The organism is Haemophilus sp. HN_Hi16 (assembly GCF_049823435.1).
Lineage (GTDB): Bacteria > Pseudomonadota > Gammaproteobacteria > Enterobacterales > Pasteurellaceae > Haemophilus > Haemophilus influenzae_D.
This window is the reverse complement of the sequence record NZ_CP187500.1, coordinates 339,389-360,747: the sequence shown is the minus strand read 5'-3', so window position 1 is coordinate 360,747 and position 21,359 is coordinate 339,389. Positions and strand designations below refer to the sequence as shown.

Here is a 21,359-nt window from a genome sequence, read left to right as displayed (position 1 = left end):
TATCGACTGCGTAGATTTCTTTAGTAATTGTAGGGTGGGCTTTAGCCCACCAACAAACAATCGTAAGATATTTTGGTGGGCTGAAGCCCACCCTACGTTTGGGATAGGTTCAAAATAAGCCGCAAAAGTGCGGCTTATTTTTCAGCTGTTTTTCTTACGCAATACGCATTTGAAAAATCACCAATTCAGCTTGACAACAGAAAGTGAAATCTGCCTTTAATAAATAGCCATCATCCACTTTTGTAATTTCAGATTGAATTTCACAAGGTTCACTTTCTACATCACGCGCTTTCTGGGTAAAAAATGCGAGCGCTTCTTGCGCTTGTTCTTCACCGTCATAAATATATTCAATAACCTGACTACAATCACGATTATCGAAAAGTGATTTCATATCAAATGTGTTACAACCTACACATTCAATCGGTTTTTCAGTTTGAATTGCCATAATATTATCCCTTTTATTCAGATTATTTTGCAGCAACAAAACCTACTGCTTCATACACTTTCGCCAAGGTTTCTTGGGCTTTTGCACGCGCTTTTTCCGCACCTTGTCGTAAGATATTATCTAATAAAGCTTCATCATCACGATATTGATGGAAACGTTCTTGTAAACCAGCAAGTAAAGTTGAGACTTCATCCGCTACTGCAGTTTTTAAATGTCCGTACATTTTACCTTCAAATTCTTTTTCAAGATCAGCAATTGGCTTATCCGTAACCGCAGAAAGAATATCTAAAAGATTGGATACCCCCGCTTTATTTTGCACATCATAACGAACAACTGGCGGCTCATCTGAATCTGTTACGGCACGTTTAATTTTCTTCGCCACAGATTTTGGATCTTCTAAAAGTGTCACTACATTGTTGCGGTTATCATCTGATTTTGACATTTTCTTTTCAGGATCTTGCAATGACATAATACGCGCACCTGCTTTTCCAATGAAAATTTCAGGAATGGTAAAAATATTGCCATAGAGCGCATTAAAGCGATTTGCAATATCACGCGTAATTTCTAAGTGTTGTTTTTGGTCATCGCCAACAGGCACGCTTTTTGCTTGATAAAGTAAAATATCCGCCGCCATTAACACAGGATAATCAAACAAACCCACGTTAATATTTTCTTCATAACGCGCTGATTTATCTTTGAATTGCGTCATTCGGCTCATTTCACCAAAATAAGTGTAGCAGTTTAACACCCAGTTTAATTGCGTGTGTTCTGGAACGTGAGATTGAACAAAAATAGTACTTTTATTTGGATCAATTCCGCACGCCAAATAAAGAGCAAGCACATCAAGCGTTGCTTTGCGAAGGGCAACAGGATCTTGACGCACAGTGATCGCATGTAAATCAACTACGCAGAAAATACATTCATAATCCTCTTGCATTTTCACCCAGTTGCGCAACGCGCCCAAATAATTTCCGATAGTTAATTCACCAGAAGGCTGCACGCCACTAAAAACAATTGGTTTTGCCATAATCAATCCTTAATACCTTAAAACTGTTCGCTCATCATATCAGAAACTCTAGGCTTTTTTAATGTTCGAGTTCAAAAGCTAGGTTAAAAATGCTATATTTAACGGAAACGTTTTCCTACTATTTTCTAATGAAAAACTACCACGATATTGTTCTTGCCCTTGCTGGCGTGTGCCAATCAGCAAAATTGGTTCATCAACTTGCAACAGAAAGCCGAGCAGATTCAGATACATTTTTAACCGCACTTAATAGCCTTTTCATTACCCAACCACAACAAATCGAAGATGTTTTTGGTGGGGAAGTTCGTCATTTAAAATTAGGTCTAGAAACCTTAATTCATCAGCTCAACGCGCAAGGTGATCAAAATTTAACTCGCTATTGGCTAAGCCTTTTGGCATTAGAAGGGAAATTATCGAAAAATCCCGATGCCAAACAAACATTAGGCAATCGAATTTCTCGCCTAAAAGAACAGGAAATTCATTACGCTCGCGATAGTGAAACAATGCTATCTATTATGGCAAATATTTACAGCGACGTTATTAGCCCATTGGGCAAAAAAATTCACATACTAGGCTCACCTGATTATTTGCGACAAGAACTCGTGCAAAATAAAATTCGTGCAGTGCTACTTGCAGGCATTCGCTCTGCTGTGCTATGGAAACAAATGGGCGGAACAAAATGGCAAATTTTATTTTTCCGCAGAAAATTACTTGCCACCGCAAAACAGATTTATTCTTCTATTTATTAATACAATTCTGGAGCAAACATTTATGCAACTCTCTACACTGACCGCACTTTCTCCTCTTGATGGTCGTTATCAAGATAAAGTAACGCCATTACGTGCTATTTTTAGCGAATTCGGGTTAATGAAATTCCGTGTAGCTGTGGAAGTTCGTTGGTTACAAAAATTAGCTTCAACGGCAGACATTACTGAAGTACCGACATTTTCTATGCAAGCAAATGCTTTTTTAGATGGAATTGTGGCTAATTTTAATGAAACAGATGCTGCGCATATTAAAGAAATTGAACGCACAACTAATCACGATGTAAAGGCCGTTGAATATTTTCTGAAAGAGAAAATTCAAAATGAAGTGGAACTAATGAACGTTTCCGAATTTATTCACTTCGCTTGCACCTCAGAAGATATTAACAACCTCTCTCACGCATTAATGTTAAGTACCGCTCGTGACGAAGTGATTTTACCAGAATGGAAAAAATTGATTGATGAAATCACTCGTCTTGCAGAAGAATATAAAACGATCCCATTACTTTCTCGCACACATGGTCAGCCAGCTTCACCAAGCACAGTGGGCAAAGAAATGGCGAATGTCGTTTACCGCCTAAAACGTCAATTTAAACAACTTCAGAACGCGGAAATCTTAGGTAAAATCAATGGTGCGGTAGGTAACTACAATGCACATTTATCAGCATATCCTAATATTGATTGGCATAAATTCAGCGAAGAATTTGTCACTTCATTAGGTATTCAATGGAATCCTTATACCACGCAAATTGAGCCGCACGATTACATTGCTGAATTTTTTGATGCAGTAGTACGCTTTAATACCATTATCATTGATTTTGATCGTGATTTATGGGGATACATTGCATTAAATCACTTTAAACAACGAACTATTGCAGGCGAAATTGGTTCTTCAACCATGCCACATAAAGTCAATCCAATTGATTTTGAAAACTCAGAGGGCAATCTAGGGTTAGCCAATGCAGTAATGACCCATTTAGGTCAAAAATTACCAATTTCTCGCTGGCAGCGTGACTTAACGGATTCAACCGTATTACGTAATTTAGGCGTAGGATTAGGTTATTGTTTGATTGCTTATGCTTCAACGCGCAAAGGAATTAGTAAACTTGAAGTAAATCAACCGCACTTATTAGAAGAACTCAATCAAAACTGGGAAGTTTTAGCTGAACCAATTCAAACCGTAATGCGCCGCTATGGAATAGAAAAACCTTACGAAAAATTAAAAGAATTAACGCGAGGTAAACGAGTGACAGAACAAGCTATGCGTGAATTCATTGATAAGTTGGCTATTCCACAAGAAGAAAAATTACGTTTACAAAAATTAACACCCGCTACTTATATTGGGGCTGCAGTGGAATTAGTAGAGAAGCTATCATAGGAATTTGGCTCTTTTTCCAACAATATTCTTTACAAGAACATAGCTTTTCTCTATAATCCTGTGCCTGTGTTAGTCAATCTAACAAATTTCTGGTTGGTGCTTGACCTATTCAAGCCCCATCCAAGACCGTAGGGGAGTAATCTTAATTATCCTACGTAGATGGTGAACAGAATAAGAATTTTTCTTGCTTCTGGGCGCCGAAGTCATCCTAGTCTTAGGATTAGGTAAATTAATTCCGAGTAATCGGAGTGTATTCAGGAGCTAAAAGCCAATGGCATTAAATCTTCAAGACAAACAAGCAATTGTTGCTGAAGTAAATGAAGCAGCCAAAGGTGCACTTTCAGCAGTAATCGCGGATTCTCGCGGTGTAACTGTTGAGAAAATGACTGAATTACGTAAATCAGCACGTGAAGCTGGCGTTACAATGCGTGTAGTTCGTAATACTTTATTACGTCGCGCAGTTGAAGGCACAGATTACGAATGCTTAAAAGATACGTTTGTAGGTCCAACACTTATCGCGTTCTCTAACGAACACCCGGGCGCAGCTGCTCGTTTGTTCAAAGAGTTTGCTAAAGCAAACGATAAGTTTGAAATTAAAGGTGCAGCCTTTGAAGGTAAAATCCAAGATGTTGAATTCTTGGCAACATTACCAACTTACGAAGAAGCGATTGCACGTTTAATGGGCACAATGAAAGAAGCTGCAGCAGGCAAACTTGCTCGCACCTTCGCGGCATTACGCGACAAATTACAAGAAGCAGCTTAATCATTAAGCGTTTCTTACTTCATCTAACTTTATTTATTTTAGGAATTGATTGTTATGTCATTAACTAACGAACAAATCATTGAAGCGATTGCTTCAAAAACTGTAACTGAAATCGTTGAATTAATCGCAGCGATGGAAGAAAAATTCGGTGTTTCAGCAGCGGCAGCAGTAGCAGCAGCTCCAGCAGCAGGCGGTGCAGCGGCAGCAGAAGAAAAAACTGAATTCGACGTTGTACTTAAATCTGCAGGTGCTAACAAAGTAGCAGTAATTAAAGCAGTACGTGGTGCAACTGGTTTAGGCTTAAAAGAAGCTAAAGATTTAGTTGAATCTGCTCCAGCTAACTTAAAAGAAGGCGTTTCTAAAGAAGAAGCTGAAGCACTTAAGAAAGAATTAGAAGAAGCGGGTGCAGAAGTAGAAGTTAAATAATTTCTATTTTAACCACTTTAAAATTCAAAAAACCGATGGGAAACCGTCGGTTTTTTTCTTATCTAAAAGTCTGTTATAGCTTTTACTTAAAAACTTACCATTCGCTATCTTTCTACGATAGAATATTACCCATTATTGATGAATAAAGAGAAAATCTATGACAAAAAAAGCATTAAGTGCGGTAATTTTAGCAGCTGGAAAAGGAACTCGCATGTATTCTGATTTACCTAAAGTGCTACATACAATCGCTGGTAAACCAATGGTAAAACACGTGATTGATACCACCCATCAATTAGGCTCAGAAAATATTCATTTAATCTATGGTCACGGTGGGGACTTAATGCGTACCCATCTTGCAAATGAACAAGTAAACTGGGTATTACAAACAGAACAACTTGGCACAGCACATGCAGTTCAACAAGCGGCACCTTTCTTTAAAGATAACGAAAATATTGTTGTGCTTTACGGCGATGCACCGTTAATAACGAAAGAAACATTAGAAAAATTAATTGAAGCGAAACCAGAAAATGGCATTGCATTGCTTACCGTAAATTTAGATAACCCAACAGGCTATGGACGAATTATCCGTGAAAATGGGAATGTTGTAGCAATTGTAGAACAAAAAGATGCAAATGCAGATCAACTAAATATTAAAGAAGTAAATACTGGCGTGATGGTATCCGATGGTGCAAGTTTCAAAAAATGGCTAGCTCGTGTAGGCAATAATAATGCTCAAGGCGAATATTACTTAACGGATCTTATTGCTCTCGCAAACCAGGATAATTGCCAAGTGATTGCCGTACAAGCAACAGATGTCATGGAAGTTGAAGGTGCAAATAATCGCTTACAATTAGCCGCACTTGAACGTTATTTTCAAAATAAACAAGCCTCCAAATTATTACTTGAAGGCGTAATGATCTACGATCCCGCTCGCTTTGACCTACGTGGAACATTAGAGCATGGAAAAGATGTGGAAATCGACGTTAATGTTATTATCGAAGGTCGTGTTAAACTCGGCGATCGCATAAAAATTGGCGCAGGTTGCGTATTGAAAAATGTTGTTATTGGCAATGATGTAGAAATAAAACCCTATTCTGTGCTAGAGGATTCTGTAGTGGGAGAAAAAGCCGCAATTGGTCCATTTTCTCGTTTACGCCCAGGTGCAGAACTCGCAGCTGAAACGCATGTCGGTAACTTTGTAGAAATTAAAAAATCTACCGTTGGTAAAGGCTCTAAAGTAAATCATTTAACTTATGTTGGCGATTCAGAAATCGGTTCAAATTGTAATATTGGTGCGGGTGTTATCACCTGTAACTACGATGGTGCAAATAAATTTAAAACGATCATCGGTAATGATGTATTTGTGGGATCTGATACACAATTAGTCGCGCCAGTGAAAGTCGCAAGTGGTGCAACTATTGGTGCAGGCACAACAATTACACGTGATGTAGGCGAAAATGAATTAGTGATTACAAGAGTTGCTCAACGACATATTCAAGGTTGGCAGCGACCAATAAAGAAAAAATAAAATAAAAAATCCTACGTTTTATCGTAGGATTTTTTTATAAACCAATTTTACAAATCGTAATTAAAACCACATAAAAAATGACCGCACTTAATATTAATAATTTATTTGCTAGTTTAGGTTTATGTTGATGAATAAGGTATAGTATTCGAGCTGTAATGGCTAGAATAAAGGGATAAACCCAAAAAAGTATTGAAAATAAATTGATTTGCCAGTTTGTTAGATAAGGGTTTTTACTGAATGCCGTAGAAATTAACAGTGCCATTGGACACAATAATATAGGCGAACAAAAAGCAGCAAGCCCCCAAGCAAATGGACTAAATTTAGTTGGTAAAGATTGTTTTTTCATATTTTAAATGATTAAAAATAAATAGATGCAAGAAATAAATATAACAAATATATTGAATAGTAAAGAATATTTTAATGAAAGTAATAATGTAGAAATGGCGCACCCGAAAGGATTCGAACCTTTGACCGCTCGGTTCGTAGCCGAGTACTCTATCCAGCTGAGCTACGGGTGCGTAGATGATGCTTTAATTATTCATAACCACTTTAATAAGATAGAGCCGTTTTAAAAATGGCGCACCCGAGAGGATTCGAACCTCTGACCGCTCGGTTCGTAGCCGAGTACTCTATCCAGCTGAGCTACGGGTGCAGAATAAATAAAACAAACAATGGCGGTGAGAGAGGGATTCGAACCCTCGATGGAGCTTTTTAACCCCATACTCCCTTAGCAGGGGAGCGCCTTCAGCCTGCTCGGCCATCTCACCACAATCAGTGTGAGCGGTATAATACGTTTTTTAGAAAATATGTCAAACCATTTTTTGAAAAACACACCTGTTTGAATATTTTATCTACACATTAAATATACTATTGAATAAAAATCTACTTATCATTCAAAAATACTAAAATCTTAGACATTGTTTCCCGTCTTAATTCATCTTGCTCAAATAACACCTCATGTTTAGAATTTAGTGCTGTTAATGCTTCTTCGTTCTATTATTAAAAAAGAACCGCACTTTTTGAAGTGCGGTTATATTTTTAATAGTTTTACGCCACCTGTTTAGGTTGTTTAAATACCGTAACTTCTAGTGCTACACCTGTAAATTTCTCAATCTGAACGATACAAGTATTTGGAGAATTACCCTGTGCCAATTTAGATGTACCTTCATCTCTAGTTAAGACATTTGCACAACCATTTTTACACAATGGTTTTTCACTTTCACCTAAGTCCATTGGGTCATACCACGCGCCTTCATGGAGAGCGACAGTACCTTTGATGATGTTTTCTGTGACAACCGCACCTGCAAGCACTTGACCGCGTTTGCTATGAATGCGAACAATATCACCGTCTTTAATACCGCGAGCAGTGGCATCTTCAGGGTGAATCATCACTGGCTCACGATCATTTACCGCATATTTTTGACGTAATGAAGTATGTGCCAATTGGCTATGTAAACGATAGTAAGGATGTGGCGTCACTAAAGCTAACGGATATTCTTCTGTCACATTACCCGCAAATTCTTCTGGCTCCATCCAGCTTGGGTGACCTTTACAGTCGTTATAATGCATTTTCTCAATAACATCAGAGAAAATCTCAATTTTGCCTGATGGCGTGCCGAGCGGATTGAGCAATGGATCTTCACGGAATTCACCATAACGCACCCATTTCTTCGCGGCTTCGCCCACTTCAAAACTTAATGGTTTATTTTCTGCCCAGAATTTATCAAAACGTGGCATTGCTACACGGTTTGCACGTGCGGCAGTAAAGGCTGCATTGTAGAATTCTTCCAGCCATTCCATTTCCGTTTTACCTTCAGTGTATTGTTCTTCCACACCTGCTCGTTTTGCGAGTTCAACGAAAATATCGTAGTCATTTTTCGCTTCAAATTGTGGTGGAACTACTTGTTTCATCGGGTAAACGCTCATCATGGAGTAGTCGCCTGCCATGGTTAAGTCATTACGTTCATAACTGGTAGTTGCCGGCAATACAATATCTGCCATGCGTGCAGTTGGCGTCCAGTTCACCTCATTGACAATCACCACATCAGGTTTCTGGAAAGCTTTCACTAAGGTATTGGTATCTTGATGGTGAACGAACGGGTTACCACCTGCCCAATATACCGCTTTGATGTCAGGATAAGTAATTTCAGTACCGTTATACTGAATTTTTTTACCTGGATGGAGCAACACATCAGCAATACGAGCTAATGGGAAGGCAGATTTAGAGGTATCATCCAACCATGTTTTTGCACCCGCTTTGCCTGATGGACTTGCGGTAATGGAGCCGATAATACCCCCTGTCGCTGTTGGCACCCCACCATTTGAATAGTGATAACTTAAACCGAAACCACCACCTGGCAAGCCAATTTGTCCCAACACAGACGCTAGCGTTACTAACATCCAGTGGGTTTGTTCACCATGGCGTTGGCGTTGCATACCCCAGCCCCCCATTAACATAGTACGTTTGCTAGAGAAATCTGCTGCAAGCTGTTTAATCGTTTCTGCTGGTACACCACAAATTTTTGCCGCCCATTCTGCTGTTTTTGGTTGGCCATCGGTTTTACCTAATAAATATTCCTCGAATTTAGCATAACCCGACGTGTATTTTTTCAAGAAATCTTTATCGTGCTTACCTTGTTCAACTAAAGTATGCGCAATACCAAGCATTAATGGTACATCCGTTGCTGTATTCACCGGAATCCATTCTGCATTCAGCATTTGGCAAGTTTCGCTTTTTTGTGGGTCGATACAAATAATGCGTTTTCCACTCGCTTGGAATTTTTTGAAATATTCAATCCCTTTTTGGTCAGTAGACATCCAAGCAATACGCATGGTTGTGAGTGGATTTGCAGACCAAAGCACAATAATATCACTACTTTCTAATATGGATTCCCAGCTGGTTTGTTGTTCATAGACTTCAATAGTACCAAGCACATGCGGCATGATGACTTGTGCGGCACCCGTAGAGTAGTCCCCTTTATGACCCACAAAACCACCAGTAGCGTTCATATAGCGCTGTAATAACGTACGAGAAGCATGTAATGAACCACAACTAAACCAACCATAAGAACCGGCAAAAATACCTGTTGGTCCATGTTCGTCACGAATGCGTTTAAGCTGATTGTGTACTAAATCTAACGCTTCATCCCAAGAAACACGCACCCATTCATCACGACCACGCATTGTAGTATCGCTTTTTCCTGGGTTAGCTAAAAAGCCTTTACGCACCATTGGATATTTCACGCGGGCTTCGTTATACAATTGATCGGCAACAACTGTTTGCAATTCGTTCGGCACTGCAGGCTCAATAGCAGGACCAGATTTCACGACCTTACCATCTTGTACAACAACCCCAAGAGATCCCCAATGAGCGGCAGTCACTACCGTTTTCATTTCAGCTTCTTTTGCTACAGCACTTTTTGATACAATGCCCACCATACCACCGGAAAGGGCACTACCAGCCACGCCTAAAGATGTTTTTTTCAGAAAATCACGACGTTGTTCGTTTACGTTATTTTTTTTCATTTCAGCCTCGTTAGATACTCAGTAATTATTTTTTTGCCATATCTTTGGCATTGCGTTGCAGATAAATAGTTAATGCACGTACTTCATCTTTGTTCATTGATGTACGGTCTTTCATAGAATTCACCACACCAATCCATTGGTTAGCCGTGTAATGGTCCGCACTAATTGCTGCGTGACAACTACTACATTGAGTTTGATTTAACTGACTACCGTATTGATTAAGTGCGGCTAAATCTGATGTCATTTTTTCTTTTTTAACATTCACCGCAACATTGATTTCTTTCCAGTCAGAATCTGTTACTGCATCATGAACTGTTTTTAATACTTGAACATGATTACGTGCATCTTCATCCAGTAAAGCAAGCGTGATACGTTTGCCTAACTCTTGATAAACAAGCGCTTCAGCTCCTACTTGTTGCCAACCATGCAAGGTGCCTTGAACTTGATCGCCATTTACTTTCCATTGCATTAATTCTGCATAAGGCATTAAGCGAACCTCATTTCCTTTATCATTAGTCGCTTTCATCATTTCAGTGGCAAAAATGGCTGAACCATCAGAGAGAGTATCACCTTGTACAGCAGAGGATTTTTGCGCATTTTGATCGCCATGTGCTTCAGGAAGGAAGTGAACAATACCTTTATGGCAATCAATACAGGTTTGGCCATTTTTTTGGGCATCTGTATGAGTTTGTTTTGCTAATTTAGTTTGTTTTGAAAGCTCCATTGCATCAAAACTGTGGCAGCTGCGACAGGTTTCTGAATCGTTGGCTTTCATATCGTCCCACACTCGTTGTGCCATTTCCTCACGATGAGCTTCATATTTTTCTTTATTCTCAATCTTGCCTTGTGCTTCATACCACAAGTCTTTTAAAGCAATAAATTTCGCTTTGACATAATGCCAACCTTCTTTTGGAATATGGCAGTCTGAACATTGTGCTCGCACGCCTTTTGTATTCGCAAAGTGGCTCGAACCTTCCCATTCTGCTTTTGGATAGCTCATTGAATGACAACTTACACAAAACTCAGTTGTACTGGTTTTATGCATAACCCACTGCGTTCCCCACAATGCTACAGCACCGACACCCACCAAGCAAAGTGCGGTGACAATTTTCTTCATTTTTGACATAGACACTCCAACTATACAAACAATAAAAAGTATAACTATAAATAAGTATTATGGATTGTAGGGATATAGTGAGAAAGAAACTATGATCTTGCTCAATAAAAGCTTAAACACTCATGAGATAAAAATAAAAAAACATTACATAAATAAATATATAATGTTTTATATTTAATCTAATTAGGAAAATTTAAGAATGAAGAAATTGATTCATGCGTTCAAGCACTGCTTTTCTCACGTTATCCTTTTCAAAAAGGATTTCATGTTTTGCTTGAGATACAAGCATGGATTCTGCATGAGGAAAAAGTGCGGTTAATTTTTCAAGATTTTTGTTATCTACGATTTTTTCTTTTTCCGCTTGTAAAATTAGGATTGGAATTTCAATCTTAGGAATAACTTTCGGCAAACGTTTAATTGCATTCAAACACAAATGCACCCAACGGAATGTTGGCCCGCCAAGATTAATTGCTGGATTTTTACGATTTACACGATTCATCCATTTCATTCTGGTTTTACAGAAAGTTAATTCATTGTATTCCAAGTGGGTTTGTTGATAATCGCCTTTGCCAAAAACATAACGCTCGCCTTGTCCTAAAATATTCATTAGGGCAATAATCAGTTCATCTCTAATTGGATGTTTTAAAGGAATACCGTAAAAAGGCGAAGAAAGTACCGCTTTATTAATGCGATGATCACAATTTGCCAAATAATAGGTGGAAATCAATGCGCCCATTGAATGAGCAAGCAAATGCTGTGTTGAATAGCTGAAAAGTGCGGTTACTTTTTCGATGATTTTCGCCATATCATCGACATAGAAACGAAATTCGTCTAAATGCCCTTTTTGAGGAATAATACGCTGTGAATAGCCTTGACCACGGTGATCAAATAGCAGCACATCATAGCCTTGATGATAAAAATCATAAGCCAATTCAGTCCATTTCAGCATATTTTCTGCTCGACCATTTACTAAAATCATCAATTTTCTGACCGCACTTTCAGGTTGAATCAAATGACGATAAGCTAATTTTATATTTTGTTTACCAGAAAGATATTGCGTCGGAAATTGCTTAAAAAAAGGCAGTAATTCTTTAAGAGCAAATTGATGAAAATAAGGTTCTCTGATCATAATTTTCTAATGAAAAGGGCGTAGTAAATACGCCCTTTGTAGTGAAAGTAAAACTATGCCACTAATTGTTTTAAAATACGGCGAACTGGCTCTGCCGCACCCCATAATAATTGGTCGCCTACAGTAAAGGCTGCTAAATATTCAGGTCCCATAGCCAATTTACGTAAACGCCCCACTGGCACGCTTAATGTACCAGTTACTTTCGCTGGCGTTAATTCACGCAATGTGGTTTCTTTGTCGTTTGGAATCACTTTAACCCATTCGTTGTGAGCCGCTAAAATTTGTTCGATTTCTTCTAATGGTAAGTCTTTTTTCAGTTTGATGGTGAACGCTTGGCTGTGGCAACGTAATGCACCGATACGCACACATAAACCATCAACAGGAATTGGATTGTCGCTTAAACCTAAGATTTTATTGGTTTCTGCATAGCCTTTCCATTCTTCTTTAGTTTGCCCTGTTTCAGGAAGAAGTTTGTCAATCCAAGGAATTAAGCTACCGCCTAATGCTGCACCAAAATTATCCGTTGGGAAGTTATCAGAACGCATTTCTGCAGTCACTTTACGTTCAATATCTAAAATAGAAGAAGCTGGGTCTTTTAATTCACTAGAAACCGCTTGTTCTAATAAACCCATTTGTGAAAGTAATTCACGCATATTTTTTGCGCCTGCACCCGAAGCCGCTTGATAAGTTGCGACAGATACCCATTCCACTAAATCTTTCTCAAACAAACCACCGATAGCCATCAACATTAAGCTTACCGTACAGTTACCGCCTACAAAAGTTTTAATGCCTTTTTTCAAGCCTTCAGAAATCACGTGTTGGTTTACTGGATCAAGAACAATAATTGCATCATCTTTCATACGTAATGCGGAAGCAGCATCAACCCAATAACCGTCCCAACCTGTTGCTTTTAATTTTGGATAGACTTCATTGGTATAGTCGCCACCTTGGCAAGTCACGATAATGTCTAATTTTTTAAGTTCATCAATGTCGAATGCATTTTTAAGCTTACCCGCTTCTTTACCTGCAAATACAGGGGCTTTTTGACCTGCTTGTGAAGTTGTAAAAAATACAGGATTAAGATTTTCAAAATCATTTTCCTGCGACATACGATCCATTAATACGGAACCGACCATTCCGCGCCAACCGATAAAGCCTACATTTTTCATTGTTGTTTCCTTAGTTTGTTGTGTTTGAATAGAATTACTAATTACAAGATAGCGTTAGCAAAATCAAGTATTTTTAATGAAAATTGATCTGTTGTGAAAGAAATTAAATAAAAAATAAAAAAGTGTGGTTAATTTAAAAGAAAATTTAATTTAATCACTCTTTTTCTAGTTATCTACTTCCACACTCATTACACCTTCTTCCGCTTTCAACAACGCATACGCATCTTTCAACATTGTGGAATCAATGGAAAAACAACAGATTTGTAACCGCACTTCACCACTACTTTGATCTTTCACTTGTATATGTTCAATACGATACTGATTGTTTACTAACAATTGAGTGACTTTTCCAATACTTTCCGCACCATTGACAAGAATATTGAATTTTGTCCGACGACGTTGCGATTTACGATGTACCCAACGTTGTACCAACGGACTTAATCGAATAGACACCAAAATCATCACAGTTGCAATGACCGCATCGAATACGAAACCTGCTCCAGCAGCAATACCGATCCCCGCAGAAGCCCAAATAATCGCCGCAGTGGTTAAACCTGAAATCGCATCATTTTTCTTATGCAAAATCACACCAGCACCTAAAAAACCGATTCCACTAATCACTTGAGCCGCAAGACGCATCGGATCCGTACGAATATTGTCTGAAACTTGTGCATAATGCTCTGCGGCTTGAATCGAAACAATGGTTAGCACACAAGTGGTGACGGCAATAATAGCGCAGGTTTTTACACCCACAGGTTTACGTTTAAGTTCACGCTCTAAGCCAATAATACTACCAAGCACCATCGCCAATAGCATTTTGCTAAAAATAATTAAGTGATCAGGATCGAAAAGTGCGGTTAAAAGTAAGGATGAATTTTCCATAATGATAAAAATGATTCCGACATAACCATCTATTCTACATCACTTAGCTTAAAATCTTTACTCTTCCAAGCCTTTAATTTATCGCCTTTCTTGCGAAAATTGAGTAAAATCTTGTGCTTGAAATTTTATAGAGCGAAAAAACGGTTATTTTTATGCAAAATTCAACTCCAAGCATTGGCTTTGTAAGCCTTGGTTGCCCCAAAAACTTAGTAGATTCTGAACGAATCTTAACGGAACTACGCACCGATGGTTACAACATTGTGCCAAGCTATGAAAATGTTGATTTAGTGATTGTGAATACTTGTGGATTTATTGACAGCGCGGTGCAGGAATCCCTCGAAGCGATTGGCGAAGCATTAGAAGAAAATGGGCGCGTCATTGTAACTGGCTGTTTGGGGGCAAAAGAAGACCAAATTCGTGAAGTGCATCCTAAAGTTTTGGAAGTTAGCGGCCCACATAGTTATGAAACAGTGATGGCTCAAGTTCACAAATACGTGTCAAAGCCGACACATAACCCTTACACCAGCTTAGTACCAAAACAAGGCGTAAAACTGACACCAAAACATTATGCCTATTTGAAAATCTCTGAAGGCTGTGATCACCGTTGTACGTTCTGCATTATTCCATCTATGCGTGGCGATTTGGAAAGCCGCTCTATTACGCAAGTTTTGGACGAAGCAAAACGTTTAGCCGAAGCAGGCGTAAAAGAATTACTTGTGGTATCACAAGACACTTCCGCTTATTCCATGGATTTAAAACGCCAAGAGGGCGGTGTAAAAACGGCTTTCTGGAATGGCATGCCAATTAAAAATGATTTAATGACCCTTTGTAAACAGCTTGGCAAACTTGGCATTTGGGTTCGCTTACATTATGTGTATCCCTATCCGCATGTGGATGATTTAATTCCATTAATGGCAGACGGCACGCTCTTGCCGTATTTAGACATTCCATTACAACACGCCAGCCCGAAAATCTTAAAAGCAATGAAAAGACCGGGCAGTATTGACCGCACTTTAGAACGCATTAAACAATGGCGTGAAATTTGCCCTGATTTAACATTACGCTCCACTTTCATTGTAGGTTTCCCAGGAGAAACAGAAGAAGATTTCCAATTATTGCTCGATTTCTTAAAAGAAGCCCAGCTTGATCGCGTAGGCTGTTTCAAATTCAGCCCCGTTGAAGGCGCACCTGCAACAGATATGGCTGACCAAGTGCCAGAAGATGTGAAAGAAGAACGTTTCCATCGTTTCATGCAATTACAACAGGAAATTTCTGCAAACCGTTTAAAACAAAAAATCAGTAAAACTCTTGATGTATTAGTGGATGAAATTGACGAAGAAGGCATTATTGGCCGCTCCAAATCAGATGCCCCTGAAGTGGATGGTTTAGTTTATGTAGATAATTTAAGCGGAATCAATGTCAAAGTGGGCGACGTGATTAAAGTAACCATCACAAATTCTGATGAATATGATTTGTGGGGAAGTTGTTAAATAACAACAATCTCAAGGAAATAAACAAAAAATCCATCTTCGTATTGAAGATGGATTTTTTATTAGCCAAACACTTTTTCCAAATGTGCTTGGTAGTCTGATAAATATTGTTCTACTTGTGGATTTTTAACCACATCGTTACATAAGAATGTCGGCAGACGGGTCAAGCCGATGAACTCATTGAGTTTGTGGAAATGCATATACAACACATCCACACCTTTGCCTTCAAAGAAATCGCCTTCGCGAGTAAAGGCTTCAATCGGTGCATTCCAAGTAAGTGAAAGCATATGTTTTTTGCCTTGCAACAAGCCGCCTGTGCCATAGCCCTCGGTTGGATTAACGCTGTGTCTGCCATCACTGTGATATAACTTGCCGTGTCCGCTGGTTAATACTTCGTCTATGTATTTTTTCACTGTCCAAGGTTCGTGCATCCACCAGCTCGGCATTTGCCAAATCACGGCATCCATCCACAAGAATTTTTCGATTTCTGCTTCAACATCATAGCCAGCATCGATCACAGTTTCTTTTACATTGTGTCCAAGTGCGGTCAAAACTTCTTTCGCTTTTTTATGAAGCGTGTGGTTCAACTCGCCGTGAGAATGTCCAAACGCTTTACCACCGTCTAATAATAAAATATTCATCTTTTTGCTCCTAAAGCAATAATCCAAAGAGAGCTTTATTATGCTGTTTTACTTTATACTTAAAAAGTGCAAAAATAAAAAAACTCTTTTGCGTTAAACAGAATAATAAAATGAAAACAACTTCTGAAGAATTAACCGTATTTGTACAAGTAGTCGAAAATGGTAGTTTCAGCCGTGCGGCCAAACAGCTAGCGATGGCAAATTCTGCTGTAAGCCGTGTGGTGAAAAGGTTAGAAGAAAAATTAGGCGTTAACCTAATCAACCGCACCACGCGACAGCTAAGACTAACAGAAGAAGGTTCACAATATTTTCGCCGAGTGCAGAAAATTCTGCAAGAAATGGCTGCAGCAGAAGCTGAAATGTTGGCTGTGCACGAAGTACCACAAGGCGTACTACGCGTAGATTCCGCCATGCCGATGGTGTTACATCTGCTAGTGCCATTAGCAGCGAAATTCAACGAACGTTATCCGCATATCCAACTTTCGCTAGTTTCTTCCGAAGGCTATATCAATCTGATTGAACGCAAAGTCGATATTGCTTTACGAGCTGGAGAATTGAATGATTCTGGGTTGCGTGCTCGTCATCTGTTTGATAGCCAATTCCGATTAGTTGCCAGTCCAGAATACTTGGCAAAACACGGTACACCACAATCAACTGAAGATCTTGCCAACCATCAATGTTTAGGCTTCACTGAACCTAGTTCTCTAAATACATGGGCGGTTCTAGATGCTCAAGGAAATCCCTATAAAATCTCACCGCACTTTACCGCCAGCAGCGGTGAAATCTTACGGTCATTGTGCCTTTCAGGTTGTGGTATCGCTTGCTTATCAGATTTTTTGGTAGACAATGACATCGCTGAAGGAAAATTAATTCCCCTATTTTCTAATCACATCACCGATGAAACACTCCCTTTCAACGCTGTTTATTACAGTGATAAAGCTGTCAATCTTCGCCTACGTGTGTTTTTAGACTTTTTAGCAGAAAAGCTGAGGGGATAATTAAAATTCATAAGCATCAAATTTTAAAGTCCATTTGTAAAAATACTTTAAAACTTAGCCGCACTTTCTCCCCATTATTTTTTCATTTAAAGCCATTTTCTAGTCTCCTTTCAAAATCGCCCTCAATCTATCAAGTTGATTTTGTGTTTTTTCTTGTTTTTGCTCGGTGGTTAGTTTTGGTTTATCGCGTTCCCATAACACATCGTCATTGGGTAATTCAGCTAAAAATCTGCTGGGTTCTGGACGAATTAATTCTCCATATTGACGGCGTTCTCGACACAAAGAAAAAGTGAGTTCTTTTTGTGCTCTTGTGATGCCAACATAAGCCAAGCGGCGTTCTTCTTCCACGTTGTCTTCATCAATGCTAGTTTGGTGGGGCAAAATGCCCTCTTCCATACCGATCAAATAAACATAAGGGAATTCCAATCCCTTAGAGGCGTGCAATGTCATCAGTTGAACTTGATCGCTCTCATCATCGTCTTCGCCTCGCTCCAACATATCTCGTAATGTTAGGCGGGTTACTACTTGATTAAGGTTCATTGGTTCATTGGTTTCATCGCCTTTTAACATATCCGCAACCCAATCAAATAGCGTGGCAACATTCTTACTTTGCATTTCTGCCGCTTTAGGGCTTGTTGCGTATTCGTACAAATATTCTTCATAATGAATCGTGGATAACATAGAACGTACCGCTCGCTCTGGTTCAGAACGTTGAATTTCATCATTAAGTTCTACAATCCAACGGCCAAATTTTTGCAATGAATCATAGGCTTTTGGCGTGATGCGTTGAATAAGCGCAAACTCAAAAATAGCCTCAAACAAACTGATGTGTTTTTCTTGAGCCAACTCACCAAGTTTTTGTAACGTGGCGGTGCCAATTTCACGTTTCGGTGTATTCACAATACGCAGGAATGCGGCGTCATCATCTTGATTCACCACCAAGCGTAAATATGCCATCATATCTTTGATTTCTGCACGGGAGAAAAAAGAAGTACCACCCGAAATTTTGTAAGGAATACGGTTTTGCATCAGTACTTTTTCGAGTAATCGGGATTGATGATTGCCTCGATATAAAATCGCATAATCTTTATATTTAGTTTTACGGCTAAAACGATGGGCGATCAACTCGGCAACAATCCGCTCTGCTTCGTGTTCTTCATTTTTTGCTTCGATAATAAGCAATTTTTCCCCTTCGCCAATGGTTGAAAAGAGTTTCTTATCAAACACGTGGTCATTGTTATCAATCAAAATATTGGCACAATGCAAAATACGTTGGGTTGAACGATAATTTTGCTCTAGCTTAATCACGTTCAAACGAGGGAAATCATCGCGTAAACGCACCATATTTTCTGGTCGTGCGCCACGCCACGAATAAATAGATTGGTCATCATCGCCCACCACAGTAAAACAAGCACGATCCCCCACTAAAAGTTTAATCAGTTCATATTGGCTGGTGTTGGTATCTTGATATTCATCCACCAACAAATAACGAATTTTTGCCTGCCATTTTGACCGCACTTCTTCATTTTGCTTGAACAACAATGTCGGCAACATAATTAAATCATCAAAATCAAGAGCATTGTAAGCTCGAATTTGTGTGGCGTAACGCTCATAACATTTTGCAAAAGTTTGATATTTTGCACCACGCGCCAACGCAAATGCCTGTTTTGGCGAAATCAAATCATTCTTCCAGTTAGAAATCACTGAAATTAACTCGCGTAATAAATCCTTATCTTCTTTTAACACATCAGCGGTTAGCTCTTTTAACAACGCAAATTGATCGTGCTCGTCAAACAAAGTCATATTTGATTTAAAGCCCAACGCTTTATATTCACGCTTAATAATGTCAAAACCGAGCGTATGAAAAGTGGATACAAGCAAGCCTTTGGATTGTTCTTTGCCAATGGAATGTGCTACACGCTCTTTCATCTCGCGTGCGGCTTTGTTGGTAAAAGTCACTGCGGCAATTTGTTTCGGAGAATAACCGCACTTTTCAATTAAATGGGCAATTTTATTAATGATTACGCGAGTTTTGCCAGAGCCTGCGCCAGCAAGCACAAGACAAGGGCCTGTCACATATTCAACGGCTTGTTGTTGTTGAGGATTAAGTTTCATAAGAATTATTGAGCCCACGCATAGGGCAGTAATACGGTGTCTAATAAAAATGAGAGGGGCAAATCTAAGATTGGCAATCCCCATTGTTGAGCCATTTCAAGATCATAAGCCGCCCCTGCATAGGCGGTATATTTTTCTGTTGGATCGATAAGTTTAACCACGGAACCACAACCAGACAAAACGATAAGTGCGGTTAAAAAAATAAAGGTTTTTATCATCGTGCTTTTAACGCATTGAATACTGGCACAGGAACTAGCTCAGCGACATCGCCGCCATGTAAATAAATTTCACGTACAATGGTGGAAGAAACAAACGCCCATTTTTCTACTGGTGGGAAAAACAGACTATCTGTGCCTTTTGTGAGTAAACGATTCAGTGCCGCCAATTGAAGTTCATATTCAAAATCGGTTGTCGTGCGTACGCCGCGAATAATGGCAGAAATATTGTGCTGTTTAATCACATTGGCTAACAAATCAGAAAAGCCAAACACCTCAACATTGGATAAATGCGCAACAGATTGACGCACAAGCTCTACACGTTCCTCCAAAGAAAATAGTGTTTTTTTGCTTGGACTATTTGCCACCGCCACTAAAACACGAGGAAAAATCACCGCACTTCTTTCAATTATATCTAAATGACCGTTTGTAATCGGGTCAAAAGTGCCAGGATAAATCACGCTCGTCATACATTACGCTCCAAATAAGGTTTTAATAAATCTAACAAACGCTGTAATGCCCCTCGGTTTTCCATCAGCACTTCATAGCCTGCATTGCCTAAACGTTCGCTAGCCTCTTTTGAATTTAATAAGGCTTCTACCGCGCGTTCTAAGGAATCTGCGGTTGAATTAACTTCCAACACACCTTGCACTTCCACCAGCATTCGAAATATCTCGGGGAAATTGAAAGTATGCTTGCCAGTAATCACTGGCATTTTAAATGCAAGAGGTTCTAAAGGATTATGCCCCCCATGTTTCACAAGGCTTCCCCCCACAAAAGCAATATCAGAAACGCCATACATCAACATAAGTTCGCCCATACTATCGCCCAAAATTACTTGGGTATTTTCATTTGGTAACTCATTTGTAGAACGGCGAATAAATTGGAATTTTTCCTTTTTGAGTAAATCAGCCACCATATTAAAACGCTCTGGATGGCGAGGAACGAGCAATAACAATAAATTTGGGTATTTTGCTAACAAAGCGCGGTGAGATTTTAAAATGATTTCATCTTCTCCGTTATGCGTACTGGCTGCAATCCAAATTGGACGATTTTTTACCCAAAGAGATCGTAAATCATCAATCTTTTCACGTAATTCATCAGTGATCGAGAGATCATATTTAATATTGCCCGTGATATTCAATTTTTCCTTTGGATAGCCCAAAGTGGCATAGCGTTTTCCGCTAATATGATCCTGTGCTGCAATCAAACTAATTTGCGACCACATTGTTTGTAAGCGCGCTTTTATTTTTCCGTAACGATGTGCAGAACGTGCGGATAAACGAGCATTAGCGATGACAAATGGGATATTGCGTAAAAATAATTGATGAATAAGATTAGGCCAAAGTTCTGTTTCCATCACGATACATAATTTAGGTTGTACAAAATTAATAAAACGATGGATCGAAAAAGGCAAATCAAAGGGGAGATAATAATGAAAAACGCTGTTTCCAAAAGTGGCTTTTACGCGTTCTGAACCTGTGGGAGTAAAAGTTGTAAAAGTAATGGATAAATGCGGATAATCTTGTTGTAATTGGCGAACTAGCGGTGTCGCAGCAATCACTTCTCCTACGGAGGCTGCGTGGATAAAGATCCCTTGTGGTGGTGGGCAAGACGCATTGCCATAAAAACCATAACGTTCAGCCAAACGCTGACGATAACGTGGAGATTTAACACTGAGCAAGCCAATAAAACACAATATCAACGGCTGGCAAATTAAAAGCAAGCTGGTATAAAAAAAACGCCACAT

The 21,359-nt window shown here is 39.2% G+C and carries 20 protein-coding genes and 3 tRNA genes; 7 read left to right on the top strand and 16 right to left on the bottom strand.

The window, feature by feature from the left end; genetic code table 11:
* Window positions 1-154: 154 nt before the first annotated feature.
* Complete coding sequence (locus ACPT9C_RS01785; protein ID WP_050949067.1) at window positions 155-445, bottom strand: YfcZ/YiiS family protein; 291 nt, start codon at window positions 443-445, stop codon at window positions 155-157.
* A 22-nt stretch (window positions 446-467) separates the two neighbouring features.
* Window positions 468-1,472 carry a tryptophan--tRNA ligase gene (trpS, locus tag ACPT9C_RS01780; RefSeq protein WP_050949066.1) on the bottom strand — a complete coding sequence of 335 codons (1,005 nt, stop codon included), beginning with the start codon at window positions 1,470-1,472 and terminating at the stop codon, window positions 468-470.
* A gap of 128 nt (window positions 1,473-1,600) precedes the next feature.
* On the opposite strand from trpS, the gene hflD reads away from it, so the two are divergent.
* The 5 genes from hflD (at window position 1,601) to glmU (ending at window position 6,328) form a co-directional block, all read left to right on the top strand.
* Window positions 1,601-2,218, top strand: coding sequence for a high frequency lysogenization protein HflD (gene hflD / locus ACPT9C_RS01775; RefSeq protein WP_021034556.1), 618 nt, complete (start codon window positions 1,601-1,603; stop codon window positions 2,216-2,218).
* A gap of 22 nt (window positions 2,219-2,240) precedes the next feature.
* A complete protein-coding gene (gene purB, locus ACPT9C_RS01770) occupies window positions 2,241-3,611 on the top strand; it encodes an adenylosuccinate lyase (protein ID WP_050949065.1) in 1,371 nt (456 codons plus the stop codon).
* 271 nt (window positions 3,612-3,882) lie between these two features.
* Window positions 3,883-4,374, top strand: coding sequence for a 50S ribosomal protein L10 (rplJ, locus tag ACPT9C_RS01765; RefSeq protein WP_005626605.1), 492 nt, complete (start codon window positions 3,883-3,885; stop codon window positions 4,372-4,374).
* Between the two features lie 54 nt (window positions 4,375-4,428).
* A complete protein-coding gene (gene rplL / locus ACPT9C_RS01760) occupies window positions 4,429-4,800 on the top strand; it encodes a 50S ribosomal protein L7/L12 (protein ID WP_005650892.1) in 372 nt (123 codons plus the stop codon).
* A 157-nt stretch (window positions 4,801-4,957) separates the two neighbouring features.
* Entirely contained in the window at window positions 4,958-6,328 is a 1,371-nt protein-coding gene (gene glmU, locus ACPT9C_RS01755) for a bifunctional UDP-N-acetylglucosamine diphosphorylase/glucosamine-1-phosphate N-acetyltransferase GlmU (protein ID WP_050949064.1), read from the top strand.
* Window positions 6,329-6,362: 34 nt separating this feature from the next.
* Here glmU and ACPT9C_RS01750 read toward each other — a convergent pair whose 3' ends face one another.
* From ACPT9C_RS01750 to ACPT9C_RS01710, 9 genes are all read right to left on the bottom strand, one after another.
* Window positions 6,363-6,674, bottom strand: a complete 312-nt coding sequence (locus ACPT9C_RS01750) for a DUF5389 family protein (RefSeq protein WP_044345235.1) — start codon at window positions 6,672-6,674, stop codon at window positions 6,363-6,365.
* A gap of 95 nt (window positions 6,675-6,769) precedes the next feature.
* A tRNA-Arg gene (locus tag ACPT9C_RS01745) sits at window positions 6,770-6,846 on the bottom strand.
* A 57-nt stretch (window positions 6,847-6,903) separates the two neighbouring features.
* A tRNA-Arg gene (locus ACPT9C_RS01740) sits at window positions 6,904-6,980 on the bottom strand.
* 20 nt (window positions 6,981-7,000) lie between these two features.
* A tRNA-Ser gene (locus ACPT9C_RS01735) sits at window positions 7,001-7,095 on the bottom strand.
* A gap of 280 nt (window positions 7,096-7,375) precedes the next feature.
* A complete protein-coding gene (gene torA / locus ACPT9C_RS01730; protein WP_050949063.1) occupies window positions 7,376-9,853 on the bottom strand; it encodes a trimethylamine-N-oxide reductase TorA in 2,478 nt (825 codons plus the stop codon).
* Window positions 9,854-9,878: 25 nt separating this feature from the next.
* Window positions 9,879-10,979, bottom strand: coding sequence for a NapC/NirT family cytochrome c (locus ACPT9C_RS01725; protein WP_050949062.1), 1,101 nt, complete (start codon window positions 10,977-10,979; stop codon window positions 9,879-9,881).
* Between the two features lie 184 nt (window positions 10,980-11,163).
* On the bottom strand, window positions 11,164-12,099 hold the full coding sequence (locus tag ACPT9C_RS01720) for an alpha/beta fold hydrolase (RefSeq protein WP_050949061.1): 936 nt from the start codon (window positions 12,097-12,099) through the stop codon (window positions 11,164-11,166).
* A 53-nt stretch (window positions 12,100-12,152) separates the two neighbouring features.
* Window positions 12,153-13,268: an aspartate-semialdehyde dehydrogenase gene (gene asd, locus ACPT9C_RS01715; RefSeq protein WP_012055145.1), complete on the bottom strand. Its 1,116-nt coding sequence runs from the start codon at window positions 13,266-13,268 to the stop codon at window positions 12,153-12,155.
* 165 nt (window positions 13,269-13,433) lie between these two features.
* Window positions 13,434-14,150 (bottom strand): MgtC/SapB family protein, encoded by a 717-nt coding sequence (locus ACPT9C_RS01710; RefSeq protein WP_005650876.1) that lies wholly within the window; start codon window positions 14,148-14,150, stop codon window positions 13,434-13,436.
* A gap of 152 nt (window positions 14,151-14,302) precedes the next feature.
* Between ACPT9C_RS01710 and rimO the strand changes: the two genes are divergently transcribed.
* Window positions 14,303-15,640, top strand: coding sequence for a 30S ribosomal protein S12 methylthiotransferase RimO (gene rimO, locus ACPT9C_RS01705; protein WP_425627474.1), 1,338 nt, complete (start codon window positions 14,303-14,305; stop codon window positions 15,638-15,640).
* 62 nt (window positions 15,641-15,702) lie between these two features.
* Here the strand turns inward: rimO and ACPT9C_RS01700 are convergent, their stop codons facing one another.
* Entirely contained in the window at window positions 15,703-16,281 is a 579-nt protein-coding gene (locus ACPT9C_RS01700) for an NAD(P)H-dependent oxidoreductase (protein ID WP_050949059.1), read from the bottom strand.
* Window positions 16,282-16,391: 110 nt separating this feature from the next.
* Between ACPT9C_RS01700 and yafC the strand changes: the two genes are divergently transcribed.
* Complete coding sequence (yafC, locus tag ACPT9C_RS01695) at window positions 16,392-17,279, top strand: DNA-binding transcriptional regulator YafC (protein ID WP_038439516.1); 888 nt, start codon at window positions 16,392-16,394, stop codon at window positions 17,277-17,279.
* Window positions 17,280-17,378: 99 nt separating this feature from the next.
* Here yafC and rep read toward each other — a convergent pair whose 3' ends face one another.
* From rep to waaA, 4 genes are read right to left on the bottom strand one after another with little or no spacing between them, the layout of a single operon-like run.
* Window positions 17,379-19,394: a DNA helicase Rep gene (rep, locus tag ACPT9C_RS01690; RefSeq protein ID WP_050949058.1), complete on the bottom strand. Its 2,016-nt coding sequence runs from the start codon at window positions 19,392-19,394 to the stop codon at window positions 17,379-17,381.
* A gap of 5 nt (window positions 19,395-19,399) precedes the next feature.
* On the bottom strand, window positions 19,400-19,612 hold the full coding sequence (locus ACPT9C_RS01685) for a YceK/YidQ family lipoprotein (protein ID WP_005629976.1): 213 nt from the start codon (window positions 19,610-19,612) through the stop codon (window positions 19,400-19,402).
* Window positions 19,609-20,079 (bottom strand): pantetheine-phosphate adenylyltransferase, encoded by a 471-nt coding sequence (gene coaD, locus ACPT9C_RS01680; protein ID WP_050949057.1) that lies wholly within the window; start codon window positions 20,077-20,079, stop codon window positions 19,609-19,611. The genes ACPT9C_RS01685 and coaD overlap by 4 nt, the downstream gene beginning before the upstream one ends.
* Complete coding sequence (waaA, locus tag ACPT9C_RS01675) at window positions 20,076-21,359, bottom strand: lipid IV(A) 3-deoxy-D-manno-octulosonic acid transferase (RefSeq protein WP_050949056.1); 1,284 nt, start codon at window positions 21,357-21,359, stop codon at window positions 20,076-20,078. Before waaA ends, coaD begins: the two co-directional genes overlap by 4 nt.